Raw genomic sequence first — 14,826 nt, 5'->3', positions numbered from 1 at the left:
ACTATGATCGCGTCATGCCCTACGACCCGTCGGCCTTTCCGCCCTTCGCAGTCACCGTCGACCTGGTCGTGCTCACCGTGCGCAGGCACGCGCTGTGCGCGCTGGCCGTGCGCCGTGGCGAGCCGCCGTACCAGGGCCGCTGGGCGTTGCCGGGCGGGTTCGTGCGGGGCGACGAGGACCTGACGACCGCCGCCGCGCGGGAGCTGGCCGAGGAGACCGGGCTGAACGCCCACGACCCCGCGGGCCCCGTCCTGCCCAACGCCGCTCACCTGGAGCAGCTCGCCACGTACGGCGATCCGAAGCGAGACCCGCGCATGCGGGTGGTGAGCGTCGCACACCTGGCGCTCGCGCCCGACCTGCCCGCTCCGCGCCCCGGGGGAGACGCGCGCAGCGTGCGCTGGGCGCCGGTGGAGGAGCTGCTGGACCAGGAGGCCGGCTACGGCCGCGACGGCGAGCAGGTGACGCCCCTCGCCTTCGACCACGCGCAGATCCTCGCCGACGGCGTCGAGCGCGCCCGGTCCAAGATCGAGTATTCCTCGCTGGCCACGGCCTTCTGCCCCCAGGAGTTCACGGTCGGCGAGTTGCGCCGGGTCTACGAGGCGGTGTGGGGCGTAGCCCTCGACCCCCGCAACTTCCACCGGAAGGTGACGGGCACCCCCGGCTTCCTGGTGCCTACCGGCGGGACGACGACGCGACAGGGCGGCCGTCCGGCCCAGCTCTTCCGGGCCGGCGGGGCCACGCTCCTCAACCCGCCCATGCTGCGCCCCGAGGCGTAGGTCTCAGCGGCCCTCGCGCTCACCGTCCCTGCCGGGAGAGCCGCGCGCCGCCCGGCGGTCGGGTATGCGCGGGAACGCATGCCCATGAGGGGACACGCTTACAACTGCCTACATTGCATGGCAATTCGGACATACCGGGTTACGGTGCTGCCGTACGTCCAAGCGATTCCCTGCGCCCTCGGCCGCCTCGGTCACCGAGCGGGCCGAGGGGTGCCGCCGAGCCGTCTCACGCCCCGCGAGAGAAGCCATGATCCAGGCCATCGGACTCACCAGCGCCCCCCAGCGCAACAGGTTCCCCGCCGTCGACGACCTCACCTTCGAGGCCCGCCCCGGCCGGGTCACCGTTCTGCTCGGTGCCCCCGGCGCGGGCAAGACCAGTGCCCTGCGCCTCCTGCTGCGCCTCGACCCCGGGCGCGGCGTCGCCCTCTTCCGCGGCCGCCCCCTGGACCGCGTCCCGCACCCCACCCGCGAGATCGGCGTCGTCCTCGGCGACGTCCCCGGCCACCCCGCCCGCACCGCCCGGGGGCACCTGCGCATGCTCAGCGCCGCCGCGGGCGTCCCCGCCGAGCGCGCCGACGACGTCCTGGAGGTCGTCGGCCTGACCGGCCTGGCCGGTCAGCGCCTCGGTGACTTCTCGCTGGGCATGGACCGCCGCCTCGGCCTCGCCTCCGCCCTCCTCGGCGACCCCCACACCCTCGTCCTGGACGAGCCCGCCCACGAGCTCTCGCCCCGCGAGACGGCCTGGCTGCACGGCATGTTGCGGGCGTACGCGGACCACGGCGGCGCCGTCCTCGTCACCTCGCCCGATCCCAGGGAAGCGGCCCGCATCGCCGACCGGGTCGTCACCATCGACGAGGGCCGTCTCGTCGCCGACCAGGAGGCCGCCGAGTTCTCCCGCACCCGCCTGCGGCCGCGCGTCGCCGTCCAGTCGCCGCTGGCCGGCCGCCTCGCCCACGCCCTCAGCGCCGAGGCCGACGAGGCGGAGGCCGCCGAGGCCGGGCAGGCCGTGGAGGTCGTGCAGGAAGGCGGCAGCAAGCTGTCGGTCTACGGCAGCACCTGCGCCGTCGTCGGCGAGACCGCCTACCGGCACGGCATCCTCCTCCACCGGCTGACCGAGGAGATCGGCGACACCGGCCCCGTACCCCCACTGCTGCGGGCCGACGGCCGCAGACCCACCCCCTCCGCGCCGCCTCCGGCGGATGTGCCCGAGGGGGTGCGCGCGGAGGAGCCGGACGCCGCGGCCTCCGGCCCCGTCCAGCTCCCGCGCCTCCAGCCCCGCCTCCCGGCGCCCGACCCGGCCTGGCCGCTGCGGTACGAACTGCGCCGCGCCACCGGCGTGCGGACCGGCTGGATCGTGGCGGCCGCTGCCCTCGCCGCCTCCCTGCTCGTCGCCGTCCTCCTCGCCAGGTCCGGCACCGCCCCCGAGCAGCGCGTGCTCACCGGCTGGCCGGCCCTGCTGCCGCTGCCCCCCGCCGTCTTCGGGGCCGGCCTCATCGGCGCCCTCGCCTTCGGCCAGGAGTTCCGCTATCCCGCGCTCGCTCCGGACCAAGGCACCGTCCCACGCCGCCTCGGCCTGCTCTTCGCCAAGCTCACCGTCACCGCCGTGGCGGCCGTGCTGCTCGCCCTCGCTTCCCTCTTCCTCGACGCCGGCGCCCTCGGACTGCTCTTCGGCAACGACGTCGTCTCCCTCCCGCACGACTGGGCCGTGCTGCTGGCGGGCTGGACGGCGCTGACTCTCGGCTGCGCCTGGGCGGGGCTGCTGGCCGCCGGGCTGTTCCGGTCGACGGCGCTGGGAGTGGTCGCGGTGCTCGCCGTGCCGACGCTCGTGGTGCCGGTCCTCGGCAGCGTGCTCGCCGAGCCCGCGGCCCGCTCGCTCGTCGGGCTGCCGGAGCGGCTGCGTTCCGCCGCCGTCGTGCAGTGGCCCTCCGGCGTCGACCGGGGCGTCTCGACAGCGCTGCGGCTGGTCTCCCAACCGGTCGGCTGGGCGCTCGCGTTGTCGCTCGGGGCGCTACTCGGGGCCTACGTCCTCGCCGTGTTCCGCGGGAGGCCGCGGTGAGGGCCGCCGCCGCGCCGGCCGGGGGCCCCGGCACCCCTTCCCACGTGCGGAGTTCCCGGGCCACAGTCGTCACGCTCCGCATATGAGCCATCTCGGAGAGTGCCCGATTCTGTCCGTTTGGCCGTCAATTGTGAGGTAATGGGCGATCACCCTTTCGTGTGCTTTTCACCAAAGACCTCAAGGGACCTCGAGGTGTCGCCGACAAAGGAGGCGTGAGTACCCTTGCGCACACCATGATGACCGCGGCTCGCCCCGCCGACTCCGGCCTCGCAGGCCCGGGCGAGCTTGACCGTTACTCCTACGCGGAGGCCCCGGGGGCCGACCGCGGGGCACCGCCCGCCTGGGACGGCGAGGCGGAGCTGAGCCGCGCCGGCCGCAGGGCCGCCGGCAGCCGGGGCCGGGGCCTGCACGGCCAGCTCGTGCAGCAGCTCGGCCAGATGATCGTCTCGGGCGACCTGGGCGCGGACCGCCCGCTCGTCCCCGAGGAGATCGGGCAGCGCTTCGAGGTCTCCAGGACCGTCGTCCGCGAATCCCTGCGCGTCCTGGAGGCCAAGGGCCTCGTCAGCGCGCGCCCCAACGTCGGCACGCGCGTCCGCCCCGTCAGCGACTGGAACCTCCTCGACCCCGACATCATCGAGTGGCGGGCCTTCGGCCCGCAGCGGGAGGACCAGCGCCGCGAGCTGTGCGAGCTGCGCTGGACCATCGAGCCGCTGGCCGCCCGCCTCGCCGCCGGGCACGGCCGCGAGGACGTCCAGCAGCGCCTGGCCGACATGGCCGAGATCATGGGCCATGCCCTGGCCCAGGGTGACTCGCTCACCTTCACCCGCGCCGACGCCGAGTTCCACTCCCTGCTCCTGCAGGTCGCCGGCAACCGCATGCTGGAGCACCTCGCCGGCATCGTCTCCTCCGCCCTGCACGTCTCGGGCGCACCCTCCGGCGGCTGCGACCGCCCCACCGAGGCCGGCGTGGGGCACCATCTCCGCATCGTCGACGCCGTCGGTTCGGGCGACGGGGCCGGGGCCGAGGCCGCCATGCGGCAGCTGCTCATCGCCCACCCGGACGTCGAGCGCGTGGTGCCCGCGCCGCGCGAGCACTGACCGCAAAGAGGAGCGGGACGGTACGAGTGGGGTCGTACGGAAGGGCCGCACGCGCAGGGCCGGGCCAGGGTCCACGCGTGCGGCCGGATGCGCGGCCGCACGTGTGAGCCGTCCGGTGGCGCCGGCGCCCCTCCCGGAACTCGGACCGGGAAGCCAGGAAGTGGAGTGTTCTGTCCAGTTGAGCAGGCATTCATTCCGTTTTGGGGTGTGACTCGGGCCACGAGGATTGGGCGTAACGCTCCTTGAGGCAGTGCGATGACTAAAGAGGTGGTGGACGCGGAGGGAATACCGGCCTCGTCCGGGGCGCTGTCTCCGTCTGCATCCCATCACCCGCGCGCCGTCGGTTCATCCTTAGCCGGCGGTCGTCGGAACCGGTTCCCCGATCAGGGCGGGCCGGGGCCGGAAGCCGTTTCCATCGTTCCGAGAGGTTGTTCGTGTCGGCCAGCACATCCCGTACGCTCCCGCCGGAGATCGCCGAATCCGAGTCTCTGATGGCGCTCATCGAGCAGGGAAAGGCCGAGGGGCAGATCGCCGGCGACGACGTGCGTCGGGCCTTCGAGGCTGACCAGATTCCGCCAACCCAGTGGAAGAACGTTCTGCGCAGCCTCAACCAGGTCCTCGACGAGGAGGGTGTGACGCTGATGGTCAGTGCCGCAGAGGCGCCCAAGCGCACCCGCAAGAGCGTCGCAGCGAAGAGCCCGGCGAAGCGCACCGCCACCAAGGCCGTCGCCTCCAAGACGGTCACGGCCAGGCAGACCGCGTCCTCGGCGTCCGCCACGTCCGCCTCCGCGGCGTACGGCGACGACGAGAGCGCGGAGGCGCCCGCCAAGAAGACCGCCGCCAAGAAGGCGGCGGCGAAGAAGACGGTGGCGAAGAAGACCGCCGTCAAGAAGACGGCGGCCAAGAAGACCGCCGCGAAGAAGGACGCCGACGAGCTCCTCGACGAGGACCTCGTCGAGGAGACCCCGACCCCGGGCAAGGGCGAGGAGGAGGACGAGACCGGCGAGAACAAGGGCTTCGTCCTCTCCGACGACGACGAGGACGACGCTCCCGCGCAGCAGGTCGCCGTCGCCGGTGCCACCGCCGACCCGGTCAAGGACTACCTGAAGCAGATCGGCAAGGTCCCCCTCCTCAATGCCGAGCAGGAGGTGGAGCTCGCCAAGCGCATCGAGGCGGGCCTGTTCGCCGAGGACAAGCTGGCGAACTCCGACAAGCTCGCCCCCAAGCTCAAGCGCGAGCTGGAGATCATCGCCGAGGACGGGCGCCGCGCCAAGAACCACCTCCTGGAGGCCAACCTCCGCCTGGTGGTCTCCCTGGCCAAGCGCTACACCGGCCGCGGCATGCTCTTCCTGGACCTGATCCAGGAGGGCAACCTCGGTCTGATCCGTGCGGTCGAGAAGTTCGACTACACCAAGGGCTACAAGTTCTCCACGTACGCGACCTGGTGGATCCGCCAGGCCATCACGCGCGCGATGGCCGACCAGGCCCGCACCATCCGCATTCCGGTGCACATGGTCGAGGTCATCAACAAGCTCGCGCGCGTCCAGCGCCAGATGCTCCAGGACCTGGGCCGCGAGCCCACCCCGGAGGAGCTGGCCAAGGAGCTCGACATGACCCCGGAGAAGGTCATCGAGGTCCAGAAGTACGGCCGCGAGCCGATCTCCCTCCACACCCCCCTGGGTGAGGACGGCGACAGCGAGTTCGGTGACCTCATCGAGGACTCCGAGGCGGTCGTGCCGGCCGACGCCGTCAGCTTCACCCTGCTCCAGGAGCAGCTGCACTCCGTCCTGGACACGCTCAGCGAGCGTGAGGCAGGCGTGGTCTCCATGCGCTTCGGCCTCACCGACGGCCAGCCGAAGACGCTCGACGAGATCGGCAAGGTCTACGGGGTGACGCGCGAGCGCATCCGTCAGATCGAGTCGAAGACGATGTCCAAGCTGCGCCACCCGTCCCGTTCCCAGGTCCTCCGCGACTACCTGGACTAGACCCCCGAGCGGAACGCAGCAGTCCCCGCAGGGCCCGGCACCTCGTGAAGAGGCGCCGGGCCCTGCGGGCTGTACGGGTGACAGTGCGACGGATCCGGAGGCATGCCGTCCAGGTTCCGGATGCGCCGCAGGCCCTGCGGGTTGACTCTTGGTGTACGAGGAACTCCGCAGAGTCAGGAGACTGTATGCGTTCGCTGGGTTGCCTGCTGGCCGGGACGATCGCGCTACTGGTCGCGGTCCCCGCTCCGGCGGTGGCGGACCGTGCGGTCGTCGGAGGGCAGGCCGTCAGGAGCTCCGAGGCGCCCTGGGCGGTCGCTCTGGGGAGCCGGCAGCGGTTCGGGGCCGCCAGGGCCGGGCAGTTCTGCGGCGGCGTCGTCGTGGGCCGCAGGACGGTCGTCACGGCCGCGCACTGCCTGAGCCACGAGGTGCTCGGCGTCGACGTGGCCGACGCGGACGACCTGCGCGTCATCATCGGCCGGGACGACCTGCGGGGCATCGGCGGCTCGGAGGTGCAGCCGCAGGAGACCTGGGTCAATCCGGGCTTCGACCCCGGCAGCAACGCCGGGGACATCGCCGTCCTCGCTCTGAAGAACGCGGTGCCGGAGAGCTACGTGATCCCGATGGCGCAGCAGGGCGACCCGGCCTACCAGGTGGGCGGGCAGGCGACCGTCTACGGCTGGGGCGACGTCGTGGGCAACGGCACCTACTCGGACATCCTGCGCGGGGCGCGGGTGCGGGTCCTGCAGGACGCGGCGTGTGAGCGGGCCTACCCGGGCAGTGCGGAGGGGGTCTACCGCCGGGCGTCCATGCTGTGCGCCGGGGTGCCGCTGGGCGGGCGGGACGCCTGTCAGGGCGACAGCGGCGGTCCGCTGGTCGCCAAGGGCAAGGTGGTGGGCGTGGTGTCCTGGGGGGCCGGCTGCGGCCAGCCCCTGTATCCGGGCGTGTACACCCGGATCTCGGCCTACACGAGCCTCGTGGCGGCGCACAGCCCCGATGGGGCCCGGCCGCCGGAGGCTCCGGCCCAGCAGCCCGCTGCCCAGCCTGCCGTGACGCCCGGGCAGCCGCCCGCGGCGCAGCCGCACAGGCAGCCGGGCGGCAAGGGAGTCAAGGCCGAGCCCAGGCCCAAGGGCGTACGAGAGCGGGCGGCCTCCCCCGCAGTGGGGGCAGCCGCCCGCGGCTGTCCGGCACAGGGTGGCCGGACCTCGCTCGTCGTCGGATGCGATGTGTCAGCGTTCCGCTACGGACTCAGCGGTCCTCGTCGGGCGCAGACGCCGGGGGGGCGGTGAGCCGCTCCGTCTCGTCCTGTATTTCCGCGGCGATCTTCTTGAGTTCTGGCTCGAACTTGCGTCCATGGTGGGCGCAGAAGAGCAGTTCACCGCCGCTCATGAGAACGACGCGCAGGTAGGCCTGAGCGCCGCACCGGTCGCAGCGGTCAGCGGCCGTCAGCGGGCTCGCGGGGGTCAGAACAGTAGTCACGTCGCCTCTTCTCTAGCTCGACGAGCTGTCGTACCAGGGTCAACATCCAACCAGGCCGAAAACGTTCCCGCTCACGGCTTTTCCTCGAAAGTTCCTTCCGAGTCGCTTCCGATCGGCCAGATCTTGACGGTTGGCGGCGAATGAGCCGTATTGCTTGGGCCTACGGTTTCACATCGCTGGGGGCTTTCGTCCTCCCGGCCGGCTTGCCGGTGTTCTTGAGGACGTGCCCGGAGCCTAAATGGTTCATGCCTCCAAGGGAACGTGATGTGCACGTCACTCCATCGTGTCATCGAACGTGTGATCGACGGCTGGACTAGCATGGTCGTTCCCACGGGTGGCTGCACAAAGGCTCTACCAGGCATCGGTACCCTCTGAACGGCAACCGGGCCGCCGGTCCGCCCGACCGGGGCCGAAAAGAAATTCAGCGAGGAGCGAACCCGCGTGACCGCCGAAACGTCTGTGCCGTCCACTGCGCTGCTCACCGGGGCAGACCGGGACGGGTCCAACTACACCGCGCGGCACCTGCTCGTCCTCGAAGGCCTGGAAGCCGTCCGCAAGCGACCCGGTATGTATATCGGCTCGACGGACAGCCGTGGTCTGATGCACTGCCTCTGGGAGATCATCGACAATTCCGTCGACGAGGCCCTCGGCGGCTACTGCGACCGCATCGATGTGGTCCTCCACGACGACGGCTCCGTGGAGGTGCGCGACAACGGCCGCGGCATCCCCGTGGACGTCGAGCCCAAGACCGGGCTGTCCGGCGTCGAGGTCGTCATGACCAAGCTGCACGCGGGCGGCAAGTTCGGCGGCGGCTCCTACGCGGCGTCCGGCGGTCTGCACGGCGTCGGCGCGTCGGTGGTCAACGCGCTCTCCGCCCGCCTGGACGTCGAGGTCGACCGCAACAGCCGGACCCACTCCATCAGCTTCCGCCGCGGCGTCCCCGGCATCTTCACCGAGTCCGGACCGGACGCCCCCTTCGACCCGGCCAACGGCCTGCTCAAGGGGAAGAAGATCCCCAAGGCGCGCACCGGCACCCGCGTCCGCTACTGGGCGGACCGCCAGATCTTCCTCAAGGACGCCAAGCTCTCCCTGGAGACCCTCTACGGGCGCGCCCGGCAGACGGCCTTCCTGGTGCCCGGCCTCACGATCGTCGTCCGCGACGAGCGCGGCCTCGACGGCGCGGGCAGCACCGAGGAGGTCTTCCGCTACGACGGGGGCATCAGCGAGTTCTGCGAGTACCTGGCGCAGGACAAGGCCGTCTGCGACGTGCTGCGGCTGAGCGGGCAGGGCACCTTCAAGGAGACCGTGCCCGTCCTGGACGACCGCGGCCACATGACTCCCACCGAGGTCACCCGCGAGCTGGGCGTGGACATCGCCCTGCGCTGGGGCACGGGCTACGACAGCACGGTCAGGTCGTTCGTCAACATCATCGCCACGCCCAAGGGCGGCACGCACGTGACGGGCTTCGAGCGCTCGATCACCAAGACCGTCAACGAGGTGCTGCGCTCCTCCAAGCTCCTGCGCGTCGCCGAGGACGACGTCGTCAAGGACGACGCCATGGAGGGGCTCACGGCCGTCGTGACGGTGCGCCTCGCCGAGCCGCAGTTCGAGGGGCAGACCAAGGAGGTGCTCGGCACCTCCGCCGCGAACCGGATCGTGGCCAATGTGGTCGCGAAGGAGCTCAAGACGTTCCTGACCTCCACCAAGCGCGACGCCAAGCAGCAGGCCAGAGCCGTGCTGGAGAAGGTCGTCGCCGCGGCCCGCACCCGTATCGCGGCCCGGCAGCACAAGGAGGCCCAGCGCCGGAAGACGGCCCTGGAGTCCTCCTCGCTGCCGGCCAAGCTCGCCGACTGCCGCAGCGACGACGTCGAGCGCAGCGAGTTGTTCATCGTCGAGGGCGACTCGGCGCTCGGTACGGCGAAGCTGGCCCGGAACTCCGAGTTCCAGGCGCTGCTGCCGATCCGCGGCAAGATCCTCAACGTTCAGAAGGCGTCGGTCTCCGACATGCTGAAGAACGCCGAGTGCGGCGCGATCATCCAGGTGATAGGAGCCGGGTCCGGCCGGACCTTCGACATCGACGCGGCCCGCTACGGCAAGGTCATCTTCCTGGCCGACGCCGATGTGGACGGCGCGCACATCCGGATCCTGCTGCTGACCCTCTTCCAGCGCTACATGCGGCCCATGGTCGAAGAGGGCCGGGTCTTCTCCGCGGTCCCCCCGCTGCACCGGGTGGAGCTCATCCAGCCCAAGAAGGGGCAGGACAAGTACATCTACACGTACTCCGACAACGAGCTGCGGCAGACGCTGCTGGAGCTGGAGCGGAAGAACGTGCGCTACAAGGACTCCATCCAGCGTTACAAGGGCCTCGGCGAGATGGATGCCGACCAGCTCGCGGAGACCACGATGGACCCGCGCCACCGCACCCTGCGGCGGATCAACATCAGCGACCTGGAAGCGGCGGAGCGCACCTTCGACCTGCTGATGGGCAACGAGGTGGCACCGCGCAAGGAGTTCATCACCAACTCCGCGGCCACCCTCGACCGCTCGCGCATCGACGCCTGACCCGTCCCTCCCGGGCTTCCTCGCCCAGGTAGCTCCTCGGTGCTCTCTCCACCCCTGGGTGGAGAGAGCACCGTCGTGCATCTCCACCCGGCACCCACCCGTGCTCCGATCCGCGCCCGGAGCCGGATCCGTAGTTTCGGAAGCGTTCGTCGTCAGCGCTTTTCCGGGATCCGCGGAGGCTCCTCATGCCGGGTATGGCCAATGGTCTGGTGATCATCGCCGTTGTCGTGCTCACGCTGGTCCGGCAGGTCCGGCCGCAGCGGGTGAGCACGGACGCCAGAAGCTGGTGGGCCCTGCCGGCCGTGCTGGTCTTCCTGGCCGTGCGCGAGCCCGGGCTCATCGATCCCGCGCACCGGGCCGTGTCCGCCGGACTGCTGGCGGGCGGGGTCCTGGCCGGGCTCGCCACGGGGGCCGCCTGGGCGTGGAGCAGCCGCGTCTGGGCGGACGAGTCCGGCGAGACCTGGGCGCAGGGCAGCAGGGCGACGGCCGCGATATGGCTCGGCGGGGCCGCCCTGAGGCTGGGGCTGCACGGCCTGGGCGCGCTGGCGGGCGTCCACCAGGGCAGCTCCGCGACGATGGTGACCGTCGCCGCCGTGCTGCTGGCCCGTAGCGCCGTGGTCCTCCACCGCGTCCACGGCATACGCCCGGCGTACCGTGTCACGGCCGGCGGCTGACAGCGGCTGCAGGGTGGAAGGATCGCGCGTGCCGATGGAGAACTGGACGGCCTGGCCCGCTCGCGAGGCCCTCTCCGGGGTCGGGGTGCCCAGGCGCCGGCAGGTGATGACGTGGGGGGTCAGGGGAGTCCTGGCGGCCCTGGTGCTCTGGGGGGCGCTGCGCAACGGCTCCTTCCACGGCTGGGGGTACGCGGCCCTCGCCGCGGGCTTCCTGGCCTGCGCCGCCGCGGTGCGGGGCTATTTCCTCACCACCCTGGCGCGGCGGCCGGGGCTCTCCCTGGCGCTCCTCGGGGTGCTGATGGGAGTGGGGGCGGCCGCCCAGCTGGCGGGGGAGCACACCTCGGCCGCCGTGCTCTGGGGCGGCACCGTCGTGATCGCCGTGGAGCGGCTGCCCCTCCTCCACGCGCTGGGCGTCTCGGCCGTCGCCATGGGGGTCTATGCCCTGGCGAGCACCGAGCGGCCGCTGGTGATCGTGGGCACGGTGGTGGCGCTGCCCTTCATCGGCTACGCGCTCCGGCTGGACGAGGAGGCGCGGGGGGCCGGGTTCCGGCTGCTGGCCCAGGAGCGGGCGGCGCGGCGCGCGGAGGCGGAGTCGGCGGCGCTGGCCGAGCGGGCCCGGATCGCCCGGGAGATCCATGACGTGCTCGCGCACAGTCTGTCCGCGCAGATGGTGCACCTGGAGGCGGCCCGGCTGCTGATCGAGCGCGGTGAGGACCCGCAGCGGGTGCTGGAGCGGGTGGTGGCGGCCCGGGGCATGGCGCGCGAGGGCCTGGCCGAGACCCGGCAGGCCCTGTCCGCGCTGCGCGGGGAGCTGACCCCCGTGGAGGAGTTCCTGCGGGAGTCCGCGGCGGGGGAGGGGGCGCGGCTGGAGGTGACGGGGGAGCGGCGGGCCCTGCCGGCCGAGGCCGGGCTGGCGGTGCGCAGGGTCGCGCAGGAGGCGCTGACCAATGTGCGCAAGCACGCCCCGGGTGCGCCGGTGGAGATGCGGTTCACCTATCTGGAGGGGTGGGTCGAGCTGTGGGTCCGTGACCGGGGGGCGCGCGGAGCGTCGGGAGAGCTGGGGGCCGCCGGCGCCGGGTACGGTCTGCTGGGGATGAGGGAGCGGGCCGAGCTGCTGGGCGGCACGCTGGATGCCGGACCGGCAGGGTCCGGGGAGGAGGGGTTCGTGGTGCGTCTGCGGGTGCCCGCGTGACGGGTGGCGGGGGCGGTGCCGTGGGCACCGGCGGTGGTACGGGCGATGCCGGCGAGAACGCGAGGGTCGTCGTCGCGGACGACCAGACCGTGGTGCGCGAGGGCATCGTGATGCTGCTGGGGCTGCTGCCCGGCATTGAGGTCGTCGGTGCGGCGGCCGACGGGGAGGAGGCGGTGCGGCTCGTCGCCGAGCACGCTCCGGACGTGGTGCTGATGGACCTGCGGATGCCCCGCTGCGACGGAGTGGAGGCCACGCGGCGCATCCGTGCCGAGCACCCGGCCACCCACGTCGTCGTCCTCACCACCTACGCGGACGACGATTCGCTGTTCCCGGCGCTCCGGGCGGGGGCGCGCGGCTATCTCACCAAGGACGCCGGCGGCGAGGAGATCGTCCGGGCCGTGCGGCACGTGATGTCGGGGGAGGCCGGGCTGTCGCCGAACGTACAGCGGCGGCTCCTGGAGCGGCTCTCGGATCCCGCCGCGGCCGGCGGTGCCGTGCCCGCCGGTACGGGCTCCGGCAGGGGTGCCGGTGCGGCACCGGCACCGTTCCCGGCCGCCGCGTCCCCGGTCCGCCGGGAGCTGCCCGACGGGCTCACCGCGCGTGAGGCGGAGGTGCTGTCGCTGGTCGCCGAGGGCCTGTCCAACGCCGAGATCGCCCGGCGGCTGCACGTGAGCACGGCGACGGTGAAGACGCACATCAACAATCTCTTCGCCAAGACGGGCGTGCGCGACCGCGCCCAGGCCATGCGCTACGCCTTCCAGTACGGCATCGCGCGGCCTCCCGGCTCATCCATCACCTGATGGGGTGAACGTCGGGCCAACGGCCCGGCCCGGGCATCAGCGTTCCGCCCATCCTTGGGTCCCTGACGGCGGGTGCACCGGTCGGCCGGGCCCGGCGACCCAAGGAGAGTTCGGTGGAGAAGCACGACAGACGCGGTTCCGGAGGAAGCGGTGCCGGAACGATTCAGCCGACCGCCCTGGACATCTACAGCGAGGTCCAGCGCGGCGCCGCCTTCCGGGAAGTGCGCCGCCGCTACCGCCGGTTCGCCTTCCCCGCGGCGGCCGCGTTCCTGCTCTGGTACCTGGCCTACGTGGTGACGGCGATCGCCGCACCCGGCCTGATGGCCCGCCAGGTGGCGGGCGCGCTCAACGTCGCGATGGTCGCCGGCCTCGCCCAGTTCGCCACGACGTTCCTGCTCACCTGGGCCTACGCCCGCCACGCCCGGCTGCACCGGGACCCGGCGGCGCTGGAGCTGCGCTGGGCGGTCACCCTGGAGACCCGCCAGGACCAGGACCCCGCCCCCTTCCCCGTCCCCGGCCTCCCATCCGCCCGCCGGGCCGACGTCCCCGCCCGCCACGCGCGGGGTGAGCACCGGTGACCGGCGCCCACCACGCCCTGGCCCTTGCCCTGTTCAGCGGCTTCGTCCTCGTCACGCTGGCCATCACCACCTGGGTCGGCCGCGGCCGCCGCGGCTCCCCGGAGGAGTTCTACGCGGGCGGCCGGCTCTTCTCCCCCATGGAGAACGGTTTCGCCATCGCGGGCGACTACATGTCCGCCGCCTCCTTCCTCGGCGTCACCGGCCTCATCGCCCTCTACGGCTACGACGGCGTCCTCTACACCGTCGGCTTCCTCGTCGCCTGGCTCGTCGTGCTCTTCCTCGTCGCCGAACTCGTCCGCAACTGCGGCCGGTTCACCCTCGCCGACGTCCTGGTGACCCGGCTGCGCGAGCGGCCGGTCAGGATCGCGACCGGGGTCTCCTCCGTCACCGTCTCCGTGGTCTACCTCGTCGCCCAGATGGTCGGCGCGGGCAGCCTCATGACGCTGCTGCTGGGCGGCACGAGCGAGTGGGCCCGCGCCTGGACGGTCGTCGGCGTCGGGGTGCTGATGGTCGTCTACATCACCCTGGGCGGCATGCGGGCCGCCACCTGGATCCAGATCGTCAAGGCCGTCCTGCTGCTCGGCGGCACGATCGTCCTCACCGTCCTCGTCCTGCTGCGCTTCCACGGCGACCTCTCCGCCCTGCTCACCACCGCGGCCGGCCGCAGCGGCCACGGCCGGGCCTTCCTCGCCCCCGGCCTGAAGTACGGCGGCGACTGGACCTCCCGGCTGGACTTCGTGAGCCTGGGCCTCGCCCTCGTCCTCGGCACCGCGGGGCTGCCGCACATCCTCTCGCGCTTCTACACCGTGCCCACGGCCCGCGCCGCCCGCCGCTCGGTGATCTGGTCCATCGGGCTCATCGGCGCCTTCTACCTCATGACCGTCGTGCTCGGCTTCGGCGCCGCCGCCGTGCTCGGCTCCGGCGCCGTGCGGGCCGAGGGAGCCGGCGGGAACAACGCGGTGCCGCTGCTCGCGCTCGACCTGGGCGGCGGCCCCGGGTCCACCGGCGGCACGGTGCTGTTCGCCGTGGTCGCGGCCGTCGCCTTCGCCACGATCCTCGCTGTCGTCGCGGGGGTCACACTGGCCTCCTCCGCCTCGGTGGCCCACGACCTGTACCGGACACTCGGCCGCCGTGCCCGTACGCCCCGCAGCGAAGTGGCGGTCGCGAGGGCCGCGGCCGCCGGCACCGGGGCGGTGGCCATCGGGCTCGGCCTGCTCGCCCAGGACCTCAACGTCGCCTCCCTGGTGGGGCTCGCCTTCGCCGTCGCCGCCTCCGCGAACCTCCCCGTGCTGCTCTACTCGCTCTTCTGGCGGCGGTTCACCACCCGGGGCGCGGTCTGGTCGGTCTACGGCGGGCTCGTCCCGGCCGTGGCGCTCGTCGTCCTGTCACCGATCGTCTCCGGCGGCCCCGGCGCGATCTTCCCCGGCCTGGACTTCGCGTTCTTCCCGCTGGAGAACCCCGGCCTCGTCTCCGTCCCGCTGGGCTTCCTCGCCGGCCGGCTCGGCACGGTGACCTCGCCCGAACCGGCCGACGCCGCCGGGCACGCCGAGACGGAGGTGCGCTCGCTGACCGGCGCCGGCGCGGCGTGACGCCTCAGGCGGAGGCGGTGAGGGCACCGGAGCCGCGTCGC

General features: G+C 72.6%; 12 protein-coding genes. 11 read left to right on the top strand and 1 reads right to left on the bottom strand.

The window, feature by feature from the left end:
• The first annotated feature begins 14 nt into the window (after window positions 1-14).
• The 5 genes from IF61_RS0124320 to IF61_RS0124300 all read left to right on the top strand — a co-directional run bounded on the left by IF61_RS0124320 (window position 15) and on the right by IF61_RS0124300 (window position 7,200).
• The gene (locus tag IF61_RS0124320) at window positions 15-776 is read left to right on the top strand and encodes an NUDIX hydrolase (RefSeq protein WP_030368650.1); all 762 of its coding nucleotides are present in this window, start codon (window positions 15-17) and stop codon (window positions 774-776) included.
• Window positions 777-1,023: 247 nt separating this feature from the next.
• Complete coding sequence (locus tag IF61_RS0124315) at window positions 1,024-2,832, top strand: ATP-binding cassette domain-containing protein (protein ID WP_030368649.1); 1,809 nt, start codon at window positions 1,024-1,026, stop codon at window positions 2,830-2,832.
• Window positions 2,833-2,990: 158 nt separating this feature from the next.
• Window positions 2,991-3,929 carry a FadR/GntR family transcriptional regulator gene (locus IF61_RS0124310; RefSeq protein ID WP_078660453.1) on the top strand — a complete coding sequence of 313 codons (939 nt, stop codon included), beginning with the start codon at window positions 2,991-2,993 and terminating at the stop codon, window positions 3,927-3,929.
• 434 nt (window positions 3,930-4,363) lie between these two features.
• Window positions 4,364-5,914 carry an RNA polymerase sigma factor gene (locus tag IF61_RS0124305; protein WP_030368647.1) on the top strand — a complete coding sequence of 517 codons (1,551 nt, stop codon included), beginning with the start codon at window positions 4,364-4,366 and terminating at the stop codon, window positions 5,912-5,914.
• 185 nt (window positions 5,915-6,099) lie between these two features.
• Window positions 6,100-7,200: a trypsin-like serine protease gene (locus IF61_RS0124300; protein WP_078660452.1), complete on the top strand. Its 1,101-nt coding sequence runs from the start codon at window positions 6,100-6,102 to the stop codon at window positions 7,198-7,200.
• On the opposite strand, the gene IF61_RS0124295 is transcribed toward IF61_RS0124300, so the two are convergent.
• Window positions 7,160-7,390 carry a DUF7455 domain-containing protein gene (locus IF61_RS0124295; RefSeq protein ID WP_030368645.1) on the bottom strand — a complete coding sequence of 77 codons (231 nt, stop codon included), beginning with the start codon at window positions 7,388-7,390 and terminating at the stop codon, window positions 7,160-7,162. The two genes, IF61_RS0124300 and IF61_RS0124295, sit on opposite strands and share 41 nt — an antisense overlap.
• A gap of 441 nt (window positions 7,391-7,831) precedes the next feature.
• Here IF61_RS0124295 and IF61_RS0124290 point away from each other — a divergent pair, with 441 nt between their 5' ends.
• The 6 genes from IF61_RS0124290 to IF61_RS0124265 all read left to right on the top strand — a co-directional run bounded on the left by IF61_RS0124290 (window position 7,832) and on the right by IF61_RS0124265 (window position 14,785).
• On the top strand, window positions 7,832-9,952 hold the full coding sequence (locus IF61_RS0124290) for a DNA gyrase/topoisomerase IV subunit B (protein ID WP_030368644.1): 2,121 nt from the start codon (window positions 7,832-7,834) through the stop codon (window positions 9,950-9,952).
• Between the two features lie 185 nt (window positions 9,953-10,137).
• Window positions 10,138-10,626, top strand: a complete 489-nt coding sequence (locus IF61_RS0124285; protein WP_030368643.1) for a DUF1453 family protein — start codon at window positions 10,138-10,140, stop codon at window positions 10,624-10,626.
• 34 nt (window positions 10,627-10,660) lie between these two features.
• On the top strand, window positions 10,661-11,818 hold the full coding sequence (locus IF61_RS0124280) for a sensor histidine kinase (protein WP_030368642.1): 1,158 nt from the start codon (window positions 10,661-10,663) through the stop codon (window positions 11,816-11,818).
• A gap of 20 nt (window positions 11,819-11,838) precedes the next feature.
• Entirely contained in the window at window positions 11,839-12,618 is a 780-nt protein-coding gene (locus IF61_RS0124275) for a response regulator transcription factor (RefSeq protein ID WP_030368641.1), read from the top strand.
• Window positions 12,619-12,668: 50 nt separating this feature from the next.
• Complete coding sequence (locus IF61_RS0124270; RefSeq protein WP_397945579.1) at window positions 12,669-13,196, top strand: DUF485 domain-containing protein; 528 nt, start codon at window positions 12,669-12,671, stop codon at window positions 13,194-13,196.
• Entirely contained in the window at window positions 13,193-14,785 is a 1,593-nt protein-coding gene (locus tag IF61_RS0124265; protein ID WP_030368639.1) for a solute symporter family protein, read from the top strand. Before IF61_RS0124270 ends, IF61_RS0124265 begins: the two co-directional genes overlap by 4 nt.
• Window positions 14,786-14,826: the final 41 nt, after the last annotated feature.

The organism is Streptomyces roseoverticillatus (assembly GCF_000719265.1).
In the GTDB taxonomy this organism is placed as follows: Bacteria; Actinomycetota; Actinomycetes; order Streptomycetales; family Streptomycetaceae; genus Streptomyces; species Streptomyces roseoverticillatus.
The sequence above is the reverse complement of the archived record's forward strand: the minus strand, read 5'-3'. Positions and strand labels throughout refer to the sequence as shown.